Annotated in this window: 21 protein-coding genes and 3 pseudogenes; 14 read left to right on the forward strand and 10 right to left on the reverse strand. The window is 29.2% G+C overall.

Annotated features, from left to right (window positions below; genetic code table 11):
* Positions 1-81: 81 nt before the first annotated feature.
* Both CLOBL_RS28215 and CLOBL_RS23335 read right to left on the reverse strand, forming a co-directional pair.
* Positions 82-234 (reverse strand): hypothetical protein, encoded by a 153-nt coding sequence (locus CLOBL_RS28215; protein WP_179117822.1) that lies wholly within the window; start codon positions 232-234, stop codon positions 82-84.
* The gene (locus CLOBL_RS23335) at positions 228-785 is read right to left on the reverse strand and encodes a TetR/AcrR family transcriptional regulator (protein WP_077861211.1); all 558 of its coding nucleotides are present in this window, start codon (positions 783-785) and stop codon (positions 228-230) included. The genes CLOBL_RS28215 and CLOBL_RS23335 overlap by 7 nt, the downstream gene beginning before the upstream one ends.
* A gap of 276 nt (positions 786-1061) precedes the next feature.
* Between CLOBL_RS23335 and CLOBL_RS23340 the strand changes: the two genes are divergently transcribed.
* Both CLOBL_RS23340 and CLOBL_RS23345 read left to right on the forward strand, forming a co-directional pair.
* On the forward strand, positions 1062-1505 hold the full coding sequence (locus CLOBL_RS23340; protein WP_077861212.1) for a VOC family protein: 444 nt from the start codon (positions 1062-1064) through the stop codon (positions 1503-1505).
* A 54-nt stretch (positions 1506-1559) separates the two neighbouring features.
* A complete protein-coding gene (locus tag CLOBL_RS23345; RefSeq protein ID WP_077861213.1) occupies positions 1560-2333 on the forward strand; it encodes an SDR family NAD(P)-dependent oxidoreductase in 774 nt (257 codons plus the stop codon).
* 214 nt (positions 2334-2547) lie between these two features.
* On the opposite strand, the pseudogene CLOBL_RS29185 reads toward CLOBL_RS23345, so the two are convergent.
* Positions 2548-2769: pseudogene (locus CLOBL_RS29185) on the reverse strand (winged helix-turn-helix transcriptional regulator); the annotation flags it as partial.
* Positions 2770-3091: 322 nt separating this feature from the next.
* Here CLOBL_RS29185 and CLOBL_RS23355 point away from each other — a divergent pair.
* Together CLOBL_RS23355 and CLOBL_RS23360 are read left to right on the forward strand one after the other, a co-directional pair.
* Positions 3092-3277, forward strand: coding sequence for a hypothetical protein (locus tag CLOBL_RS23355; protein ID WP_077861214.1), 186 nt, complete (start codon positions 3092-3094; stop codon positions 3275-3277).
* A gap of 41 nt (positions 3278-3318) precedes the next feature.
* Positions 3319-3627, forward strand: coding sequence for a zinc-binding dehydrogenase (locus CLOBL_RS23360; RefSeq protein ID WP_242953904.1), 309 nt, complete (start codon positions 3319-3321; stop codon positions 3625-3627).
* A gap of 214 nt (positions 3628-3841) precedes the next feature.
* Here CLOBL_RS23360 and CLOBL_RS23365 read toward each other — a convergent pair whose 3' ends face one another.
* Positions 3842-5041, reverse strand: a complete 1200-nt coding sequence (locus tag CLOBL_RS23365) for a DUF2334 domain-containing protein (protein ID WP_077861216.1) — start codon at positions 5039-5041, stop codon at positions 3842-3844.
* A 290-nt stretch (positions 5042-5331) separates the two neighbouring features.
* Between CLOBL_RS23365 and CLOBL_RS23370 the strand changes: the two genes are divergently transcribed.
* Together CLOBL_RS23370 and CLOBL_RS23375 are read left to right on the forward strand one after the other, a co-directional pair.
* A complete protein-coding gene (locus tag CLOBL_RS23370; RefSeq protein WP_077861217.1) occupies positions 5332-6012 on the forward strand; it encodes a TetR/AcrR family transcriptional regulator in 681 nt (226 codons plus the stop codon).
* Positions 6013-6039: 27 nt separating this feature from the next.
* On the forward strand, positions 6040-6819 hold the full coding sequence (locus tag CLOBL_RS23375; protein WP_077861218.1) for an acyl-CoA thioester hydrolase/BAAT C-terminal domain-containing protein: 780 nt from the start codon (positions 6040-6042) through the stop codon (positions 6817-6819).
* A 10-nt stretch (positions 6820-6829) separates the two neighbouring features.
* On the opposite strand, the gene CLOBL_RS23380 is transcribed toward CLOBL_RS23375, so the two are convergent.
* The 3 genes and pseudogenes from CLOBL_RS23380 to CLOBL_RS23385 all read right to left on the reverse strand — a co-directional run bounded on the left by CLOBL_RS23380 (position 6830) and on the right by CLOBL_RS23385 (position 8549).
* On the reverse strand, positions 6830-7576 hold the full coding sequence (locus CLOBL_RS23380; protein WP_077861219.1) for an AAA family ATPase: 747 nt from the start codon (positions 7574-7576) through the stop codon (positions 6830-6832).
* Positions 7577-7683: 107 nt separating this feature from the next.
* Positions 7684-7767, reverse strand: a pseudogene (locus tag CLOBL_RS29190) (acetyltransferase); the annotation flags it as partial.
* Between the two features lie 47 nt (positions 7768-7814).
* A complete protein-coding gene (locus CLOBL_RS23385) occupies positions 7815-8549 on the reverse strand; it encodes an MBL fold metallo-hydrolase (protein WP_077861220.1) in 735 nt (244 codons plus the stop codon).
* Between the two features lie 556 nt (positions 8550-9105).
* Between CLOBL_RS23385 and CLOBL_RS23390 the strand changes: the two genes are divergently transcribed.
* The 6 genes and pseudogenes from CLOBL_RS23390 to CLOBL_RS23415 all read left to right on the forward strand — a co-directional run bounded on the left by CLOBL_RS23390 (position 9106) and on the right by CLOBL_RS23415 (position 12389).
* Positions 9106-9513, forward strand: coding sequence for an Rrf2 family transcriptional regulator (locus tag CLOBL_RS23390; protein ID WP_009169644.1), 408 nt, complete (start codon positions 9106-9108; stop codon positions 9511-9513).
* A 322-nt stretch (positions 9514-9835) separates the two neighbouring features.
* Complete coding sequence (locus CLOBL_RS23395; protein WP_077861221.1) at positions 9836-10363, forward strand: class I SAM-dependent methyltransferase; 528 nt, start codon at positions 9836-9838, stop codon at positions 10361-10363.
* A gap of 37 nt (positions 10364-10400) precedes the next feature.
* Positions 10401-10643, forward strand: a pseudogene (locus CLOBL_RS23400) (MFS transporter); the annotation flags it as partial.
* Positions 10644-10849: 206 nt separating this feature from the next.
* A complete protein-coding gene (locus CLOBL_RS23405) occupies positions 10850-11308 on the forward strand; it encodes a LytTR family DNA-binding domain-containing protein (protein ID WP_077861222.1) in 459 nt (152 codons plus the stop codon).
* On the forward strand, positions 11305-11712 hold the full coding sequence (locus CLOBL_RS23410; RefSeq protein ID WP_077861223.1) for a hypothetical protein: 408 nt from the start codon (positions 11305-11307) through the stop codon (positions 11710-11712). The genes CLOBL_RS23405 and CLOBL_RS23410 overlap by 4 nt, the downstream gene beginning before the upstream one ends.
* Before the next feature lie 161 nt (positions 11713-11873).
* A complete protein-coding gene (locus tag CLOBL_RS23415; RefSeq protein WP_077861224.1) occupies positions 11874-12389 on the forward strand; it encodes a DUF6622 family protein in 516 nt (171 codons plus the stop codon).
* 250 nt (positions 12390-12639) lie between these two features.
* Here the strand turns inward: CLOBL_RS23415 and CLOBL_RS23420 are convergent, their stop codons facing one another.
* The 3 genes from CLOBL_RS23420 to CLOBL_RS23430 form a co-directional block, all read right to left on the reverse strand.
* Positions 12640-14079 (reverse strand): MDR family MFS transporter, encoded by a 1440-nt coding sequence (locus CLOBL_RS23420; RefSeq protein WP_077861225.1) that lies wholly within the window; start codon positions 14077-14079, stop codon positions 12640-12642.
* On the reverse strand, positions 14076-14969 hold the full coding sequence (locus CLOBL_RS23425; RefSeq protein WP_077861226.1) for a TetR/AcrR family transcriptional regulator: 894 nt from the start codon (positions 14967-14969) through the stop codon (positions 14076-14078). Before CLOBL_RS23425 ends, CLOBL_RS23420 begins: the two co-directional genes overlap by 4 nt.
* A 113-nt stretch (positions 14970-15082) precedes the next feature.
* Positions 15083-15292 (reverse strand): hypothetical protein, encoded by a 210-nt coding sequence (locus CLOBL_RS23430; RefSeq protein WP_077861227.1) that lies wholly within the window; start codon positions 15290-15292, stop codon positions 15083-15085.
* Positions 15293-15421: 129 nt separating this feature from the next.
* Here CLOBL_RS23430 and CLOBL_RS23435 point away from each other — a divergent pair, with 129 nt between their 5' ends.
* Positions 15422-15841, forward strand: a complete 420-nt coding sequence (locus CLOBL_RS23435; protein ID WP_077861228.1) for an Rrf2 family transcriptional regulator — start codon at positions 15422-15424, stop codon at positions 15839-15841.
* 126 nt (positions 15842-15967) lie between these two features.
* Entirely contained in the window at positions 15968-16747 is a 780-nt protein-coding gene (locus CLOBL_RS23440; RefSeq protein WP_077861229.1) for an EFR1 family ferrodoxin, read from the forward strand.
* The last annotated feature ends 337 nt before the right edge of the window (positions 16748-17084 follow it).

Consider the following 17084-nt stretch of genomic DNA (forward strand, 5'->3'; position numbering starts at 1 on the left):
TGATGAGTATTTGAGTTTATAACTAAATCATCAATTACTATTTCATCATTTTTAGCAAGTGTAGTGGCCTTAAGATATTTTCTAAGTTGAGCTTTTACTCTTACTACAAATTCTAAAGGAATTTATCATATCTACTGCATCTTTTTCATAGTATTTATTATTATTACAGAAACCTATTTCCTTTAATCTTGATATTTCTTTAAGGGTAAAATTTAAGGTTATGTTGATTAACACTGATTCCTCACAAATAGGATAAGCATATATTGGGCCATAACCTGAGGTGATTGTGGCATTTTATTTTTTATCCACCACTCCACTGTGCCAACAAATGCTGATGCCATAAATTGAACGAGTACTTCTTTATCCAGCTCACTATTAATTTCATTTGTATTCATATACATTTTAATTCCTTCAATTATAACACTTTGGAGACGATTACGAAAGTAAGAATTAACTCTCTTATCCAACATTAAAGAATAAAATAAATAATTCTCTTGAAAGTATAAAAATACAGGCAAAAAAGAATTTATAACATCAAAAGTCTCTTGATCATTATTTACCGTTTCACAAAAGTCCAGCATTTTATTTAAATGATTTTGAATACATTGGTCTAGTAAATCAAACTTATCCGCATAATGAAGATAAATGGTTCCACGGTTAATATCAGCCCTATCAGAAATATCATTAACCGTTATCTTATCAAAATCTTTTTCTGACAACAGTTCAATAAATGCATTATTAATTGCAACCTTAGTTTTTAGTATTCTTCTATCCACTTTTGGCATTACCAATCACTCCCTTATTTATAATAAACATTCTCGACATATTTGTTGAGTATTGAACAAAATCCAATTTTTTAACTATTGAATCTGTGATTAAATCATCCTATATTATAATTAACATATGTTTATAAATCAACAATTATTCATCAATAATTGTTACTTAATTCATTCATTAGATCTATTGTTATGAATTGTGGATTCTGGAACATCTAATAAAGTTATTTTTTAAATATTTCATTAAGATTAGGAAAATATAAATTGAAAGAGAGGTAAATATTTATGATAAATAATCCATTCAATGGTACTATTGAGCACTCAGGATTTGCAGTTCCTGATATTGAAGAAGCTGTGGATTTTTTTGTTAAAGTATTAGGTTTTGAGTTATTAAATAGGCCACCAGCATTAGAATTTAAAGAAGATGACAGATTAACTCGATATTTTGGTGTTCATCCTCGCTCTGTAGTTCGTGGAGCTGCCTTCTTGCAATATGGTGGCAGAAAAATTGAATTAGTCGAGTGGTCTGCACCAGATCAACAAGATGTCGTATTAAAACCAAGTGATGTTGGTTCATCACATCTGGCACTAACCGTAAGTGACTTGAACGTAACTATTGACTATTTAAAATGTCAGCAAGGTGTTCAGATAAGAGAATATTGTCCTTTTGGTTTTGTGTATTTTACAACTCCATGGGGAATGGAAATACAAGTATTAGAAGAAAAATAAATAATGAAACAATACATTTTATTATTATAAAATTTTCAAGGAGGTACTTTATTTATGGAAAAACTTAATGGAAAAGTTGTTATTGTTACAGGAGCTGGCAGAGGCATAGGCAGAGGTGTCGCACTACGTCTTGCAAAAGAAGATGCCCATGTAGTAGTTGCTTCACGTAGTCAGAAAACTGTTGATGAGGTTGTACAGGAAATACACGACATAGGTAAATCTGCAATCGGTGTAACAGTTGACGTAGGAATCAAAGATCAGGTCAATGCTATGGTTGAACAAGCGGTAAAAGCATTTGGTCCTGTGGATATATTGGTTAATGTTGCTCAATCTTGGGGAAGCCCTAAAAAACATACTTTGTCTCCACCAGAGACTCCTATAGAGGAAATTGAAGAAGATGAATGGGATTATACATATCAAACTGGGTTTAAGGGAACTCTTTATGGTATGCAAGCTGTATTCCAAGGCATGAAGGAGCAGCACTGGGGCCGAATAATTAATTTCGGCTCACCTATGGCGTTGTCTGGTAAGCCATATATGGCTCCTTATAATTCAACAAAGGGGGCAATTACAGGCTTATCTCTTACAGCAGCACATGAGTGGGCAAAATACGGCATCACTGTAAACTGTGTTTTACCAACTATCTTGACAGATGCTCTAAAAAATAACCATGAGCATGAATTGAAAGAACTTGTTCAAAGGCTTCCAATGGGCAGACTAGGTGATCCTGAGAAAGATGCAGGCGGATTGGTCGCATTCCTAGCAAGCGACGATGCTGCTTACCTTACCGGTATGTCAATCATACTCGACGGTGGAGCTGCGCATTAATATTGTAGTGTACATGAAGCATTCGAATGAATGAAAAAAGTAAGGTACTTGCCTGACCTATGGACAGCTAAGTACCTTATAATTACCAATATATATATTAAGGAAAAATTAATCTAAAAATAATAAAAAGCCACCACTGCTATGTAAATTGATTTGCGGACTCAATTTACATAGCAGTGGTGATTTATTTATGCTCACTAATCAAGATTATTTACTACAAAACTGAAAAGTGATACCTTTTGCACTCTTTATCTTCCGATGCCCATGATTTTAAAGCAGTTAGAACCGGTAAAAATTTCTTTCCTGTCTCTGTTAATGAATATTCTACTTTCGACGGTACTTCTTTATAAACTTCTCGATGAATAATCTTACGTTTCTCTAGCAGTCTTAATTGCTTTGTTAATGAGGCTTGAGTAATATTAGGCAGCTTTCTTTGTAACTCCTCAAATCACATTACTCCTTGGCTCAAGTAGCATATTATTACCATATTCCACTTTCCACTAATTACTTTTTGAACTGGTGATATAGGGCAATGTGTTATATCTATTTCATTATTTTCGTTTTTCATGTAATTACCTCACCGTATACTTTTTGATAGTATATATCTTTTTTTATCACACTTTTTCTTTTAAATTATATCAGTTGTAATTTCAGTGATCAACAGACTATACCTTATAAGGCTAAAAGAGAATGGAATCATTATATTATGAAAAAATACTTATGCATGAACGGTTCTGAAGATGTTTTATTTGAGGTGAATGAAAACATACCATCTATTACTTCAAACCAAAGTTAAGCCTGATCAAAGAGTCTTTATACATGGCGGATCAGGCGGTGTTGGCAGTATGGCTATACAACTTGCAAAAAATGCAGATGCCTATGTGATTACAACGGCTAATGGAAGCAACAAGGATTTTCTTAAGAACTTGGTGTTGATGAAATAATTGATTATAAAACAGAAAATTTTGAAGAAGTCCTTCATGATATAGATTGTGTAATAGATACTATTGGCGGAGAAACTCAGAAAAAAAGCTATAAAGTAATGAATCATACTGGCAAACTGCTTTCTGTTACTAAAATGCCTGACCAGAAGAAGGTCGCTGAATTTGGCGTCGAAGCACGATATGTAAGAGGTTGCATCAGCCCAGAGGCATTACATTCAATTATTAATTTATATGCAGATAAGAAGCTTATAATTAATGTTAATAAAATATATCCTTTTACATTAGATGAAATCAGAAATTCATACAAAGATTTTGAAAATGATCCAAATCATGGAAAGAGAATTATTTAATTTACTATATAAAGTTAAAATTTTATTTACAACCAAATTTACTTTCTTCTAATAATCATTACTATTATTTCAGAATTAGATTAGATAATTATTTATTTTTTAATTAAAAAGACCCACGAAAACCAAAATCATGATTTTCGTGGGTTTCATGGTGGAGGCGAAGCGCCCCTTGCCTCTCTCCTATTTCACTATCCAATTTTAGTAAATTCAGCATTCACTTATGATATAGTTTATTATTGCAGCCTATGTCTGTGATTTTTGCAAAGTTACACTTTCTATCATATAAAGCTTTTACTATTCGATGAAGTGGAGAATCTTCCGAATAATTACTTAGTGGATATCCATTAGTATCACTTTTAAGTGTTATATATTCAAAATCAATATATGGGTGATAAAATAGGCTAGCTAATGTGCCTTCACCTAAATTATTTATTCTATCAAGCATGTTTTCCGTATCACCTTTCCCTTCTACATAATCTAAAGGTGTAGATATATATAAGGTTCTATGATTCCGGGGACTTATAACTATTTGCTCTCCCCAAATACCCACGCAGCATTCATAAATTATCTCAAAATACTGCTCAAATATACTTTGTTGAAATTCAGTAGCTGCATAATGAGGACTCTCAAAGAACTTCACAGACAATTCTAATTTTTTTGCCATATTAATAGCTGCTTCAACTCTTTTTCTTACACTCCCTTCATCATTATTCCGTTCTTCATTAAACTCAGTACCCTCTGCACTTACCTCATTACCATACTGATGAGTATAGCCATGCAAGCCAATTATCCCATTTCTGTTCAGTAAGTACTCAATTGTGAAAAGAAAGTTGGCATTAGGCATACTATAATCTTTAGATATATCATTATCAATGCCGTTTGGAGGATCAATAAACCTTGGTATCCATGCTATATGAAATGGAGCACCAGCTGAAAACATATAATCTGCTACTGCTCTAAATTTCTCTAAATTGTCAGAATCTAAATACTCATCACCTGCAGTTACGTCTTCAAATCGAATTAAAGCAACTCTTCCACGAGGTCTCATACAACTCTCATGCTTATCCCTATCCCAATAAAGTGATATGGAGCTACTATTGTAATCCCATCTAGATTTAGCATTTAACATTCTGCATATATCAAATAATGATAAGTATAATACATTATTAACTACAATAAACTTATAATTATTAATCTTATAATTTATACATGTTGAATATTTCTCTTTAAATAGTATATTTTCTTTACTTCTTGGGCTATTAAACTCACCTTCCAATTGGTTAATAAATTCCGATATAGGTAAAAAGTAACGATTGATGTTTCGATATATATGATTAACAAACTTTAATGGCTTCCCCTCAAAATCTATTTTCAAATTATTCTCTATTAAAAGTAATTGTTTAGCATTAAACATTTTTGTCTCTGTCACTTACTTAATATTACTCTATACATCTAAAGTATGTTCATAAATTTATAATGTTCACCATATATAGATATAATATGGAAGTTTCAAATTCAACCAAACCTGTGCTACGATAAATATAAGACTTATAAGTATCTGAGCAATCTCTCCTCGTCTCAGGAGCTTTAACAAATTGAAAGAATGAAACTACCTCTTGGTTTTTCTATTGACAACCTATATTTTTAGATTTACAATAAAAATGAATTTGAATTCAAATTCATTTTATTAAGGAGTGAATTTTTATGGATAATATTCTTACAAGAAAAACAGAAGATAAAAAAGAATTAAAACGAAAAGTAATTTTAAAAGCAGCTGCTGATGTTTTTTCCAAAAAGGGCTATATAGAAACTTCTATAAAGGATATCACTAATGAAGCTTTTATTTCTGTAGGTTCGTTTTATTCTTACTTTAATAACAAGGAAGAAATATTGCTACAAATCTTTGATGAAATTTCAAATATGAGTATGAATGCTGCTTCAGAAAGTTCAAATGCTTTAAAAGATAATGTAATCCAACAATTTACAATCTCAATGACAAATGCAATCTGTATATACGCAAAAAATAAAGAGTTTGCCAAAATATTGTTTGTAAAATCCATGGGCATTAATGAATTATTTGAAAATAAACGTACAGAAATCCTAGACAGAACAACTGTATATTTAAAAATGCTGTTAGAGCATTTAAACACAAAACACTTGTGCGGTATAGACAATATAGAGATAACTTCAGTTCTTCTTACACATAGCATATTTGGTGTAATAACCAATTGGCTTGACGAAAGACTTGATTGTAGCATAAAAGATATAATTTTCACCTTATGCACTTATCATCTCAAAGCTCTAAATATAGATTACACAGCTGAAAATATTAATAAATATATAGATAACGTTCTTGAATCAGATTACAGAGAACTTCTTAACTAAATAATTCAAATTATGGAGGTATTTAAAATGGAGCAATACAGGTCAAAAGAAATTTATGCAGATTTTTACGAAAATAAAGGAAAACCATTAGCAGTTATTATGGGTGGAAGCGTACCTGGTCTTCCATCTAATATAAGTAATGATTTATCCAATTACTTAAAGCAGAATTTCAATATTTTACTCTTAGCATATTATGGAGTCGGAGAACTTACAAAGTCTTTAGAAATGGTTCCAATTGAGTATTTTACGAATTCCATAAACTTTATTAAAGAAAAATACAATATCCCTGACAATGAAGTAATTATTATAGGTCAATCTAAAGGAGGAGAAGCTGCTTTAGTGTTAACAAATTATATCAAATCAGCAATCACTATCGCCTGTGTTCCTAGTTCATATGTTTTTCAAGGCTTGCCAGAAGATCTCTTCAGTATCTTAAAAGCACAGCCAAAAGCTTCGTGGTCCTTTAGAAATAAGGAATTACCCTATATCAAATTTAATATTGATGAGGAGGCTATGAATAATGCAAAAAATAATAATTTTTGCAGATGTTATGAAACTTCCATAGAAAAGAATTTTAATCCAGATGCCGTAATAAATATAGATTCTTATAAAGGCAAGATACTGCTTATTTCATCTGAAAATGATTCATACTGGCCAAGCAAAAATATGTGCAATACTCTAGTTGAAAATAGCAAAAACAACAATAATATTAAGCATGTTTCCTTAAATTTAAAAGGTCATAGCTTTTTAAAGTATGATGAATCTGTAAGAGAAATAATAAGCTATTTAAAATCAACTGTACAATAACTTTAATAATCTATTCAAACAAATAATCTATCATTTTTTCAGGATTCTCTAAAAATCTTCTTGTTATCATATAATTATCTGTCTTTTTATAAGGAGTTTTTCTAATTCCATCATCATCTATCACAAATATATCTGCATCTGGGTATGCCATTAATATAGGTGAATGAGTTGCAATAATAAACTGGGATTTTTTCTTTACAAGTTCATTAATTATACTAAGCATAGCCATTTGTTTTAATGGTGATAATGCCGCTTCTGGTTCATCTAAAATATATAACCCATTTCCACTAAAACGATTAGTCATGAGTGTAATAAAACTTTCACCATGGGACATCTTATGTAATGATGTCCCCCCATAACTGTTTATGACAGGATTTCCTCTAGAACTTCCTACATCAAGCCTTTCTATTTCCGTAGCCACATTATAAAAACTTTCTGCTCTTAGGAAAAATCCATCATTAGGTCGCTTCACACTTTTCACTACTGTAATGTACTTATATAAATCAGAATGCGTTTCTCTTGATGAAAAGCAAAAATTTCTAGTTCCTCCTTCTGCATTAAATCCACTGTTAACTGCAATAGCTTCTAATAATGTTGATTTTCCACTGCCATTTTCCCCAACAAAAAAGCTTACATTACTTGATAAAGCTAAACTCTCTAAATTATTAACTACAGGTAACTTATTAATATAACTATCTTCTTTATAAATTTCTTTCTTGAGACGAATTTCTTTTATGTATACACTATCATATATCAATCATGTATCACCTCTTTATTGCATTTATATTTATTTTCAAATTATAACCATTTACTGAATTATAGCATATTTTGAAATATCACACTATTTAATCCCAAAAATGATTACTTTTTTCTTATAATTCTGCAAGGGTTTCCCCCTGCAATATGATATAGTGGAATATCTTTTGTTACTACAGAATTGGCATTAATCCAAAAGATTATTATGATTTCTTAAATACTTAATCTTTAAGCAATAATTATTCATTGTCTACGGAAATTTTCTTGTGTTGTGATTTTAAATACTCAATAATTTCAGTTTTATTTATAGGTGATGAATGTCCTGGAAAACAAACATCAAACTCTAAACTCTCTAACATATTTATAAGACTCTTTAATTTAACTGCGTTATACTCACAATTATTATAATAATCCATCCCATAAGCATCTCCTATAAATACTGCTTTTTCCTCAGGTATATAAACTATTACTGAGTCATTAGAATGAGGTGAAACCACATTTTTTAAAATGACTTTTAATCCTCCTAAGTCTAGTTCTAAATTATTTTTAAATACTATATCAGCAGGTACAACATTTATATCTTGAAGATTTTCATATTCTTTACGAATATTAGTATCTGCAAATTCAATATCTTCTCCAATTGAAAGACGCTTTTTCATAGCTTCATCTGTCCACTGCCACTTAGACATAACCTTTAACTGTTGATTAGTTATTTCACATGCTATTGTTTTTCCTGTAACTGAATGCATCCCATATGTATGATCCCAATGCCAATGAGTAATTGCAACATAATCAGGTAATCTTAAATTCAATTTTTCTATAGAATCATTAAATTTCTCAAGATGATTTTTTGAATTTCCTGCATCCACCATTAAAGCATATTTATCTCCTTTAATATATCCAAGCACTGGTCTGTCAGTTTCTCTATCATTAATAAGATAATAAACCCTTTCTGTAACTTTTCTTAAACCCATTAAAAATTTCCACCTTTCTTAATACAAAATTAAAGCTCCCCATAGACAAACAATATCATCTATGGGGAGTTAATTTATTTAAAAATCTTTTATCATATTTAAATTAAATTTAATACAAAACATATATTTTAGCTTAACAAAAATAAGCATATATAATGTATGTGTATCTAAAGTTACTTTATTTTTTATAAAAGAGTTTAATAGAAGATATTGCTCTTAAAATGCACACTTAATTAAGTTCCATACTAGAACTTTAAAGCATCTAAAACTATTTAATTTTAATAGTTTAGTTAAGAACAACTAAAATCATCTCTTCAAGTCTCCTTTTTTATAAAACAATCACTTTAGATGGTATCATACAGCATTTTTACTGTCAATGCTTTTGTTTAACAGCTCATAACTAATAGAATATTATTAAATAGCAAACACTTTCTTATCTCCTAACCATTAAAAGTAAACTATTATATATAAATGAATTTAAATATTGACAAGATTCATAGTTAATAATATTATTAAAGACATAAAAACTCTTTAATATCTTTTTGGTGGTGATTATTTGAAATATACAAAAGCAACAAATTATGCTCTACATACTATTGTATATATGATTGAACATGCTAAAGGTGAAAAAATCAGTGTAATTACGCTGGCAAAACACTTTAATGTATCTGTCACATATCTTTCTAAAATATTAACACAATTAGTAAAGGCTGGGCTAATTGATTCGACTTCAGGAGCGAATGGCGGATATTTTTTTAGCAAAAAGGCAGAAGAAATTTCTTTTATGGATGTCATAAATGCAGTTGAAGGAAATTGTGCTTTATTTAGATGTGAATTTGGAGAAAGCAAATGTGCGATTCATAAGGTAATGACTGAAGCTGAGAACCTAATGGAAAGTTATCTGCAAGATAAAAAAATATATGAAATCGCTAATGAAGAAAATTTTGAAGTTAATAAAGACTAGTCATTATTACTTTAATTAAGTCCTAATAGGACTTATCACTTCTATTACAGATATAAAACATCTTTGATATATTTATAAAAAATAAGATAATCACTATCTAAAACTCGAAAAAATTAAATCCTAATGAAGCATTTTTACTTTGTGTAGCTATAGCAATTGTGGGGATTATCTTTAGTCTTACTATAAAAAATACTAAGACCGAGGCAGAAAGCTCAAAAGTTTAAATAAAAATTAATTATAAGCTTATTGCCTATAAATTAAATTTATGTTGTCAAATATTTATAATATAAAAATTTTAATTAAATAAAGGAGGATTAACTTTATGCATCATAATAATTTCACAGTCGAACATATGATTTCTATGCTAGAAGAGCGAGATAGAATTGCTCCAATCAACGAAGAGTGCAATAAATTTAATATTAAAAATGGAGATATCGTAATTGACTATGGTTGCGGTTCAGGTGGGTACACTAAAAAAATATCAGAAATTCTGGGTGAAAGTGGCAAAGTCTACGCTGTTGACATTTATGAATTAGCAATAGAATCTGTAAAAAAGAAAATTAACAAATATCAACTTACAAATGTAGAAACAGTCCTCGCAAAAAATATTAATGAAATAAAAGACAATGTTGCAGATATAATAATTGCTATAGACATGTTTCATATGGTTCAAGAAAAAAATAAGTTTTTAAAAGAATTACATCGACTTATTAATAAGGATGGTACTTTATTTATCGGCATACATCATATGACATCTGAGGAGGTACAAAGAATAATACTAGACTCTAAGTTGTGGGAAATTCAATGTGAAATAGACAATTGCTTAAAATGTATTCCAATAATTAAATAGCATTTTTAATTTTGATTATATCTTTTATAATAACTGTTCAGGAAGTGTAAATGCACTTGTAAAAAACTTAGGACTAGTATTCGGAATAGCTATGGCTACAACACTTTTATATAGTATGATGAGTTATAGAATAGGCTATCGTGTTACAGATTTTGTACCAAGAAAAAATGATATTTTCATATATGGTATGAAAATTGTATACATAGCTGCAGCAGTAATAAGCTTAATTGTCACTACTTTAACCTTATTAATACTATTCAATAGAAAGAAAGCTAAATGAAATTAATATTATTTTTCATATAAACAAAGAAACTGCAGAGAACTTATATATTTCTGCAGTTTTTATTATACTTGCTGATAATAAATTTACTCTTTAATTATATATAAGAATAAAAATTAAAAGTATTAAATTTATAGACATTTAAAAATTAACACTTTACAATATATAAATAAAGAGAATAATTTTCTAATTATAGGAGTACAAAAATGAAAGTTAATATAAATATTATCCCTTCTGAATTAGAAGAAGAAGTTAATTTTAATATTCACAATGTTAATCAAAAAATTAATGAAGCTATAGAATTACTTACCTCTTCAAAAAAAGCTATTAAATACTTGCTTGTAAAAAAAGAAGATAAGCATTATAAAGTAAATATAGATGAAGTTTTTTATATAGAATCCATAGATAGAAAAGTGTTTATATATACAAAAGCAGAAACCTACGAAATTTCCGAAAAATTATATATACTTGAAGAACAATTATCTAGCAATAACTTCCTAAGAATATCCAAGTCTATGCTTCTGAATATCAATAAAATTTACTCTTTTTATCCTAAACTAAGTGGGAATTTAGAAGCACTTTTGACAAACAAAGAGAAAGTTATTATTTCAAGAAGATATGTTTCAAACTTAAAAAGCAAATTAGGAATGAGGGATACTGAATGACCTTTGAATATTTTAAAAAAATATTAAAATTAACCTCCATAGTTTTTACTGTAATTGTATTATTCCAACTTATAAGCGGACAAAATTTAAATAATCAAATATTACATGACCTTTTAGGTTTATCTTTAATTTTGACATTAATAAAAGTACTCATTAATAAATATATTATTCCTAGAGATTCAATATTTAACTCCTTATTATTTATACTCATAGCTTGGGCAATGGTTATAGGTTCAAATTACGTTTTTAGTTGGAATATGTCCATTAACACAATATTCTTAACCTCCATACAAATTGTAGTAATTTATATTTTGGTAAGAATTATTAACTATCAACATGATAAACTCGAAGTTAAGAAAATGAATGAAATCTTAGATAGAAATAGAAAAAATCAACAGCAGTAATTTAAAAACTGTTGTTGATTTTTTCTCTGCTTAGTTATATTTCATATTATCTTTTATACCTCTTATGTATATAAATATACCTCTTATGCCAATTCGTATTGCCCCTATCTATCTTTTGTTGTAATCTTACTCCATGATATGAATTGAAAGAAGGTATTTATATGAATGTTATTAATATTATTGCAGAAGTCATAAGCGGAACCCCTTTTTATGTTTGGATTTTACTTATTTTTCTATTAAAACGAGGACTTAATTCAGCAAAAGATGGTGAAGTATCTTTCCCTAAAATGTTTATTGTGCCATTGATTTTTATGGTTTGGGGCTTAGAAAAATTATTTACAGGTTTTAGTTATTTAAATATTGCTATGATTTTTTATATCATCTTTATGTGTTTTGGTTTATTAATATCTTATTTTCTATATTCGCGATACAGAAAGCTATATATAAAAGATAATTCACTATATAAGACAGGCACTTATTTGCCATTAATTTTTGTCATTGTTAATTTCTTCGTGAAATATTTATTAGGTGTTGCTCTAAGCATTAATCCATCATTATATAGCACACTTTACTTTAGTACTTTATATTCATTATTGTGTGGCTTTTCTGTTGGATTATTTATTGGAGGTATCCTTCAAGCATATACTGCTTCTTCACAATTAAAAACAATAGCTTAACTACTATTGTATAATAAAAAAACCACGTTCAATTGCGTGGTTTTTACTTCATTTAACTATGAGTCTCAGTTTATTTATTTGGCTATGTTTAATATTATGCTGAAATATAGCCTAAAAAAATTATAGGTAGGATTGTCCATCTATACTACTCAATGTAAGAAAATTGTGTACTAAAAAAGTAAGGTGATCTCAAGTTTACTTTTAGACACCTTACTTTTTTATAAATTATTATCATCTATTTAAGAAAATTTTATATAGATTCTTCATATTCTGATTTAATACTATTTTCTTTTTTACTATCATCTTTTACATATAAAATTATTCCTATAAGTGCAACTGCCATTAAAATTGCAGATATTTTGAAAGATACATCCATTCCATGAATACTCGAAGCTATAGGTGAGGTTGCGTTACTTATCTTAGCTGCATTTGCCATAAGAGTAATAAATATAGCAGAACCAATAGCTCCTGATACCTGACGCAATGTATTACTAATTGCAGTGCCATGTGCAATATATTCTTTCCCAAGTGAATTAATCCCCCATGTTGTAAGTGGAGATAAAATACAAACCAAGCCTATCATTCTCAAACAAAACATAATTGTAGCATAAATTAATGATGTATTTTCACCTAAATATGAAAAAGCAAATGTTCCTATACAAAGCAAAAACATACCTAATATACATATAGCACGCGGACCATATTTATCTAGAATTTTTCCAGTCACAGGACTTAATATAGCAAATAAAAAAGAACCTGGAAGCATTACAAGTCCAGAAATAACTGCAGAATATCCACGAAAAGATTGAACATAAATAGAAAGTAAAATTGTAGCTGACATCATACCTGCATAAGCAATACAAATTAGTATAGTACTAACTGCAAAATCTCTGCTTTTAAATACTTTCAATTCTAATAAAGGATTTTCTATCTTAACTTGTCTTAAAACAAAAACAATAATAGATACTGTTCCAACTACTAATGGAATATAAGTAATAGGGTTTTCCCATCCATAGCTTCCTTGATTACTTACACCAGTTAGTATTCCTCCAAATCCTAAAGTAGATAAAATAACAGATATAAAATCTAGCTTGCTATCTTTCCTTATTTCTCCAACATTTCTTAATAAGAACATTGCTACTGCAATATCCAAAATAGAAATAGTAGAAATCATATAAAACAAACTTCTCCATCCAAAAAAATCTATTACAAATCCAGAAAATGTAGGTCCAATTGCTGTACCAAATCCCAAAGTAAGCATATATATCCCCATAGCTGCTCCTCTGCTTTCTTTGGGATATACATTTATCATAACAACTTGTACCAATTGTACCAAAATTCCAGCTCCTATTGCTTGAATAATACGTGAAATTATCATAACACTAATATTTTGAGCGCATATAGAAACAATACATCCTATTAAAAAAAGCACCATTGCTGAAATATATAATTTTCTTGTAGTAATTTTATTTACTAAAAATGCAGTAGTTGGAATAACTATCCCTAAAACTAGTAAATAAACTGTAGTTAGCCACTGTGCAATATTGGCATCAACATTAAAATCTTTCATCATAGTTGGCAGTGCAGAAGTTAATACAGTCTGATTAAGTGAAGTTAAGAACGATCCTACTATTACAATAGCTACAATTATACTTCTTTCTCTCTTGCCTATATTATCTATTTTATTCATTCAATATCATCCCCTAGTTTATTTTTTAAGTTATTCAGTATAGAAACTTCTGCTTTTAATACTTTTTCCTTCTCTAAAAATGAAAGCAATGCATCCATCATCAAAGAATCGTATAATCCCGCTTTAGCTTCTTCCTCTAACTTATTCGTTGCTTCTATCAGCTTGTTTTGTCTAACAAGAGCAGCATCTTTTTGTATAAGTTCTTTTAATTTTTTTATTGTTTCAAGAAAAAGTGCTTTTTCAGATGAGTACAAATTATCATCTACATTATCCTCTAAATAATAAATAACAGATTTATCAATCATAGGCTTTATACCTTTTAGATTTTCAATTGTTATATCTATCATTCGTATAATATAATCTCCAACAAAATCTGGTTCAAACTTTTCATTTTTTATGCGCATGATTAAAACAAACTCATGTACTAAACTATCTATTAAAAATATTAGTTCCCACACAATGGATTTTATTTCTTCTCCATATACAATAATTAAACTCTTGCTATACTCATCTAATATTGTATTTTTTATTATATTTTTTAATTTGCTTATTGACTTAGATTCATCTTCTGAAAAATTTTCTATTATTTCTATGTTAAGACGTCTATCATAAAGTATATATTCCCATATAAGAATTATCTTCTTTTTTAATCTTTCTTTATCATTAATTTCAAGATTATTATCAATAGCTTTTGCACTACTTAAAAACTTTTTACTAGAATATGAAAGAATTTCATTTGCTAAATCCTCTTTTGTTGAAAAGTATTTATAAAAAGTTGCTTTTGATATCTTGCATACTTTTACAATCTCATCTATTGAGGTAGATTGAAGTCCTTTCCTATTAAAATGTTCTTGTGCTACATCCATAATCAATTTTTGTTTTTCATCCATATTAATCACCTCGCCTTAAAACTCATTAGTACTATTGAGTACTATAAAGTACCATTAAGTATAACTCTTTCTTTAATATAAATCAAGTTACTATAATTTATTTAAATTACTATTCACAAAAATATGTTTTTCCTAACTGCTTTTTTATATGCCTTGATTTCACCTATATTCTTTTCAGAAGCAGTAAGAATAATTCTATTTAACCCTAATCCCTTAAATCCAATTTTAACAATTTCTTTCGTTACAAATGTGCCTACACCTTTACTATGATATAATGTTTCTAATTCATTATGTGTAATTCTACCTTTACATGCTAATTCCATAATTAAATTACCTTGCCTATCAATATTGGATTGATTTTAGCTTTCAAGGTTACAATATTTATTTTCTCTTGACAACTATATCAAATAAATGTATAGTTGATTTAGTTAATGCAAAAGGAGGGAAGAATTGTGGCATATTCAACAGAATTTTCAAGAGCGATTTCCATTAGTCTTTTAATTAATCAAAAAATGGAGGAATATGGATTTGAGTTTGTATCGGCAAAGACTATTGCCGAATTTCTTAAAATACCCGCTCCAACAGTGGTTAGAATATTGAGAAGTCTTAATGCCGCTGGACTCACAACGACAAAAGAAGGAGCTAAAGGCGGAGTTATTTTAGGAAAACCAATTGCAGAAATAACTCTATTAGACATATTTTTAGCAGTTGAACACGGCTCTTTATTTAAGATGGACATTGATTTTCTAATTGAAGATCCAAGAATTGATAATTTAAAGTTGCTCATAAAAAATTGTATGCAGGATGCTGAAATCGCCATGAAGGAATCTCTCAAAAAAACAACTCTGGCGGATATTTCTAAGTCACTATAATAATGACTGATTTTTTAATGCTCGTTACAACTGCCTGCTAGGCTGGCAGTTGTGATTTTTAGCTATAACTATATAAAATAGTTATATAGTTGATATTGATTGTAACAAATAAGGAGGTAATTGAAAGTGAAAAGTGTTATTTATTATTTTACAGGAACAGGGAACAACTTACAGTTAGCAAAAAAGATAGCTGAGGCATTGCCAGATTGCACTCTGGTATCAATGAGTAAAGGGAAACATGACAGCAATGAAGTGTATGATTATATCGGTTTTGTCTATCCGACATACGCCTTAAATTTGCCGCGAAGAGTAAAACAATTTATAAGCGAAATGTCGCTTGAAAAAAGTAAAGACGCATATTTTTTTGCTGTGACTGGATGTGGCAATATTAGTGGTGTTGCGTTAACTGTTCCCGCCAAAATTTTAGCAAAAAAAGGTGTGACACTTAATTTTGCAGAGAAAATTATTATGGTTGGAAATTATGTTGCCATGTATGACTTGAACGAGAGAGCCCAAGAGAAATATCAAATTGCTACCGATAATATACCTGCATTAGCACAAAAGATAGCTGCTAAAACACAGCAGCCAATAGGTAAAGTGAACGAGCCTCTTAATATATCAACTGCTATTGGACAAAAATTAATATACGCCAGAAAAGACAAAGGTTTTAATGTTTCCGATGCTTGTATAGGTTGTGGAACCTGTGAGGCAGTCTGCCCTGTTTCGAACATAGTAATGAAAAACAAAAAACCTAGTTTTAATCACAATTGTGAACAATGTATGGCATGTGTGCAATGGTGCCCAAAGCAGGCTATTAACTATAAGAATATAACACAAAACAGAAAACGCTATACTAATCCTAGTATTAGCTTGAAAGAGTTAATAGAAGGTAATAAGAATAGTTGACATTAAACTCAGATAATTTCTTATACTGGTAAACAAGAAAAATAAAAACGCACTCAAAACATCAAGATGAGTCTATCGTTTCATATGGACACGTCGGTAAAACTACAATGCCATAACCGTTGAACGTAACAAAAAATCCTGAATTCAATATATAAATTTAGGATTTTTTATTGTCTATTCATAGAAATCATAGTACTTAATTTCTATTATACATTCTCAAATTTTCTCTAACTATCATGTCATTGACAATACTGCATCCATAAACATTATATTTAAGCTCAAATACCTTCTTAAGCCTCATTCTCCAAGCATATTCTGAAGAATATTTATGGTAATA

The sequence above is a fragment of the Clostridium sp. BL-8 genome, assembly GCF_002006495.1.
Taxonomy (GTDB): Bacteria; Bacillota; Clostridia; order Clostridiales; family Clostridiaceae; genus Clostridium.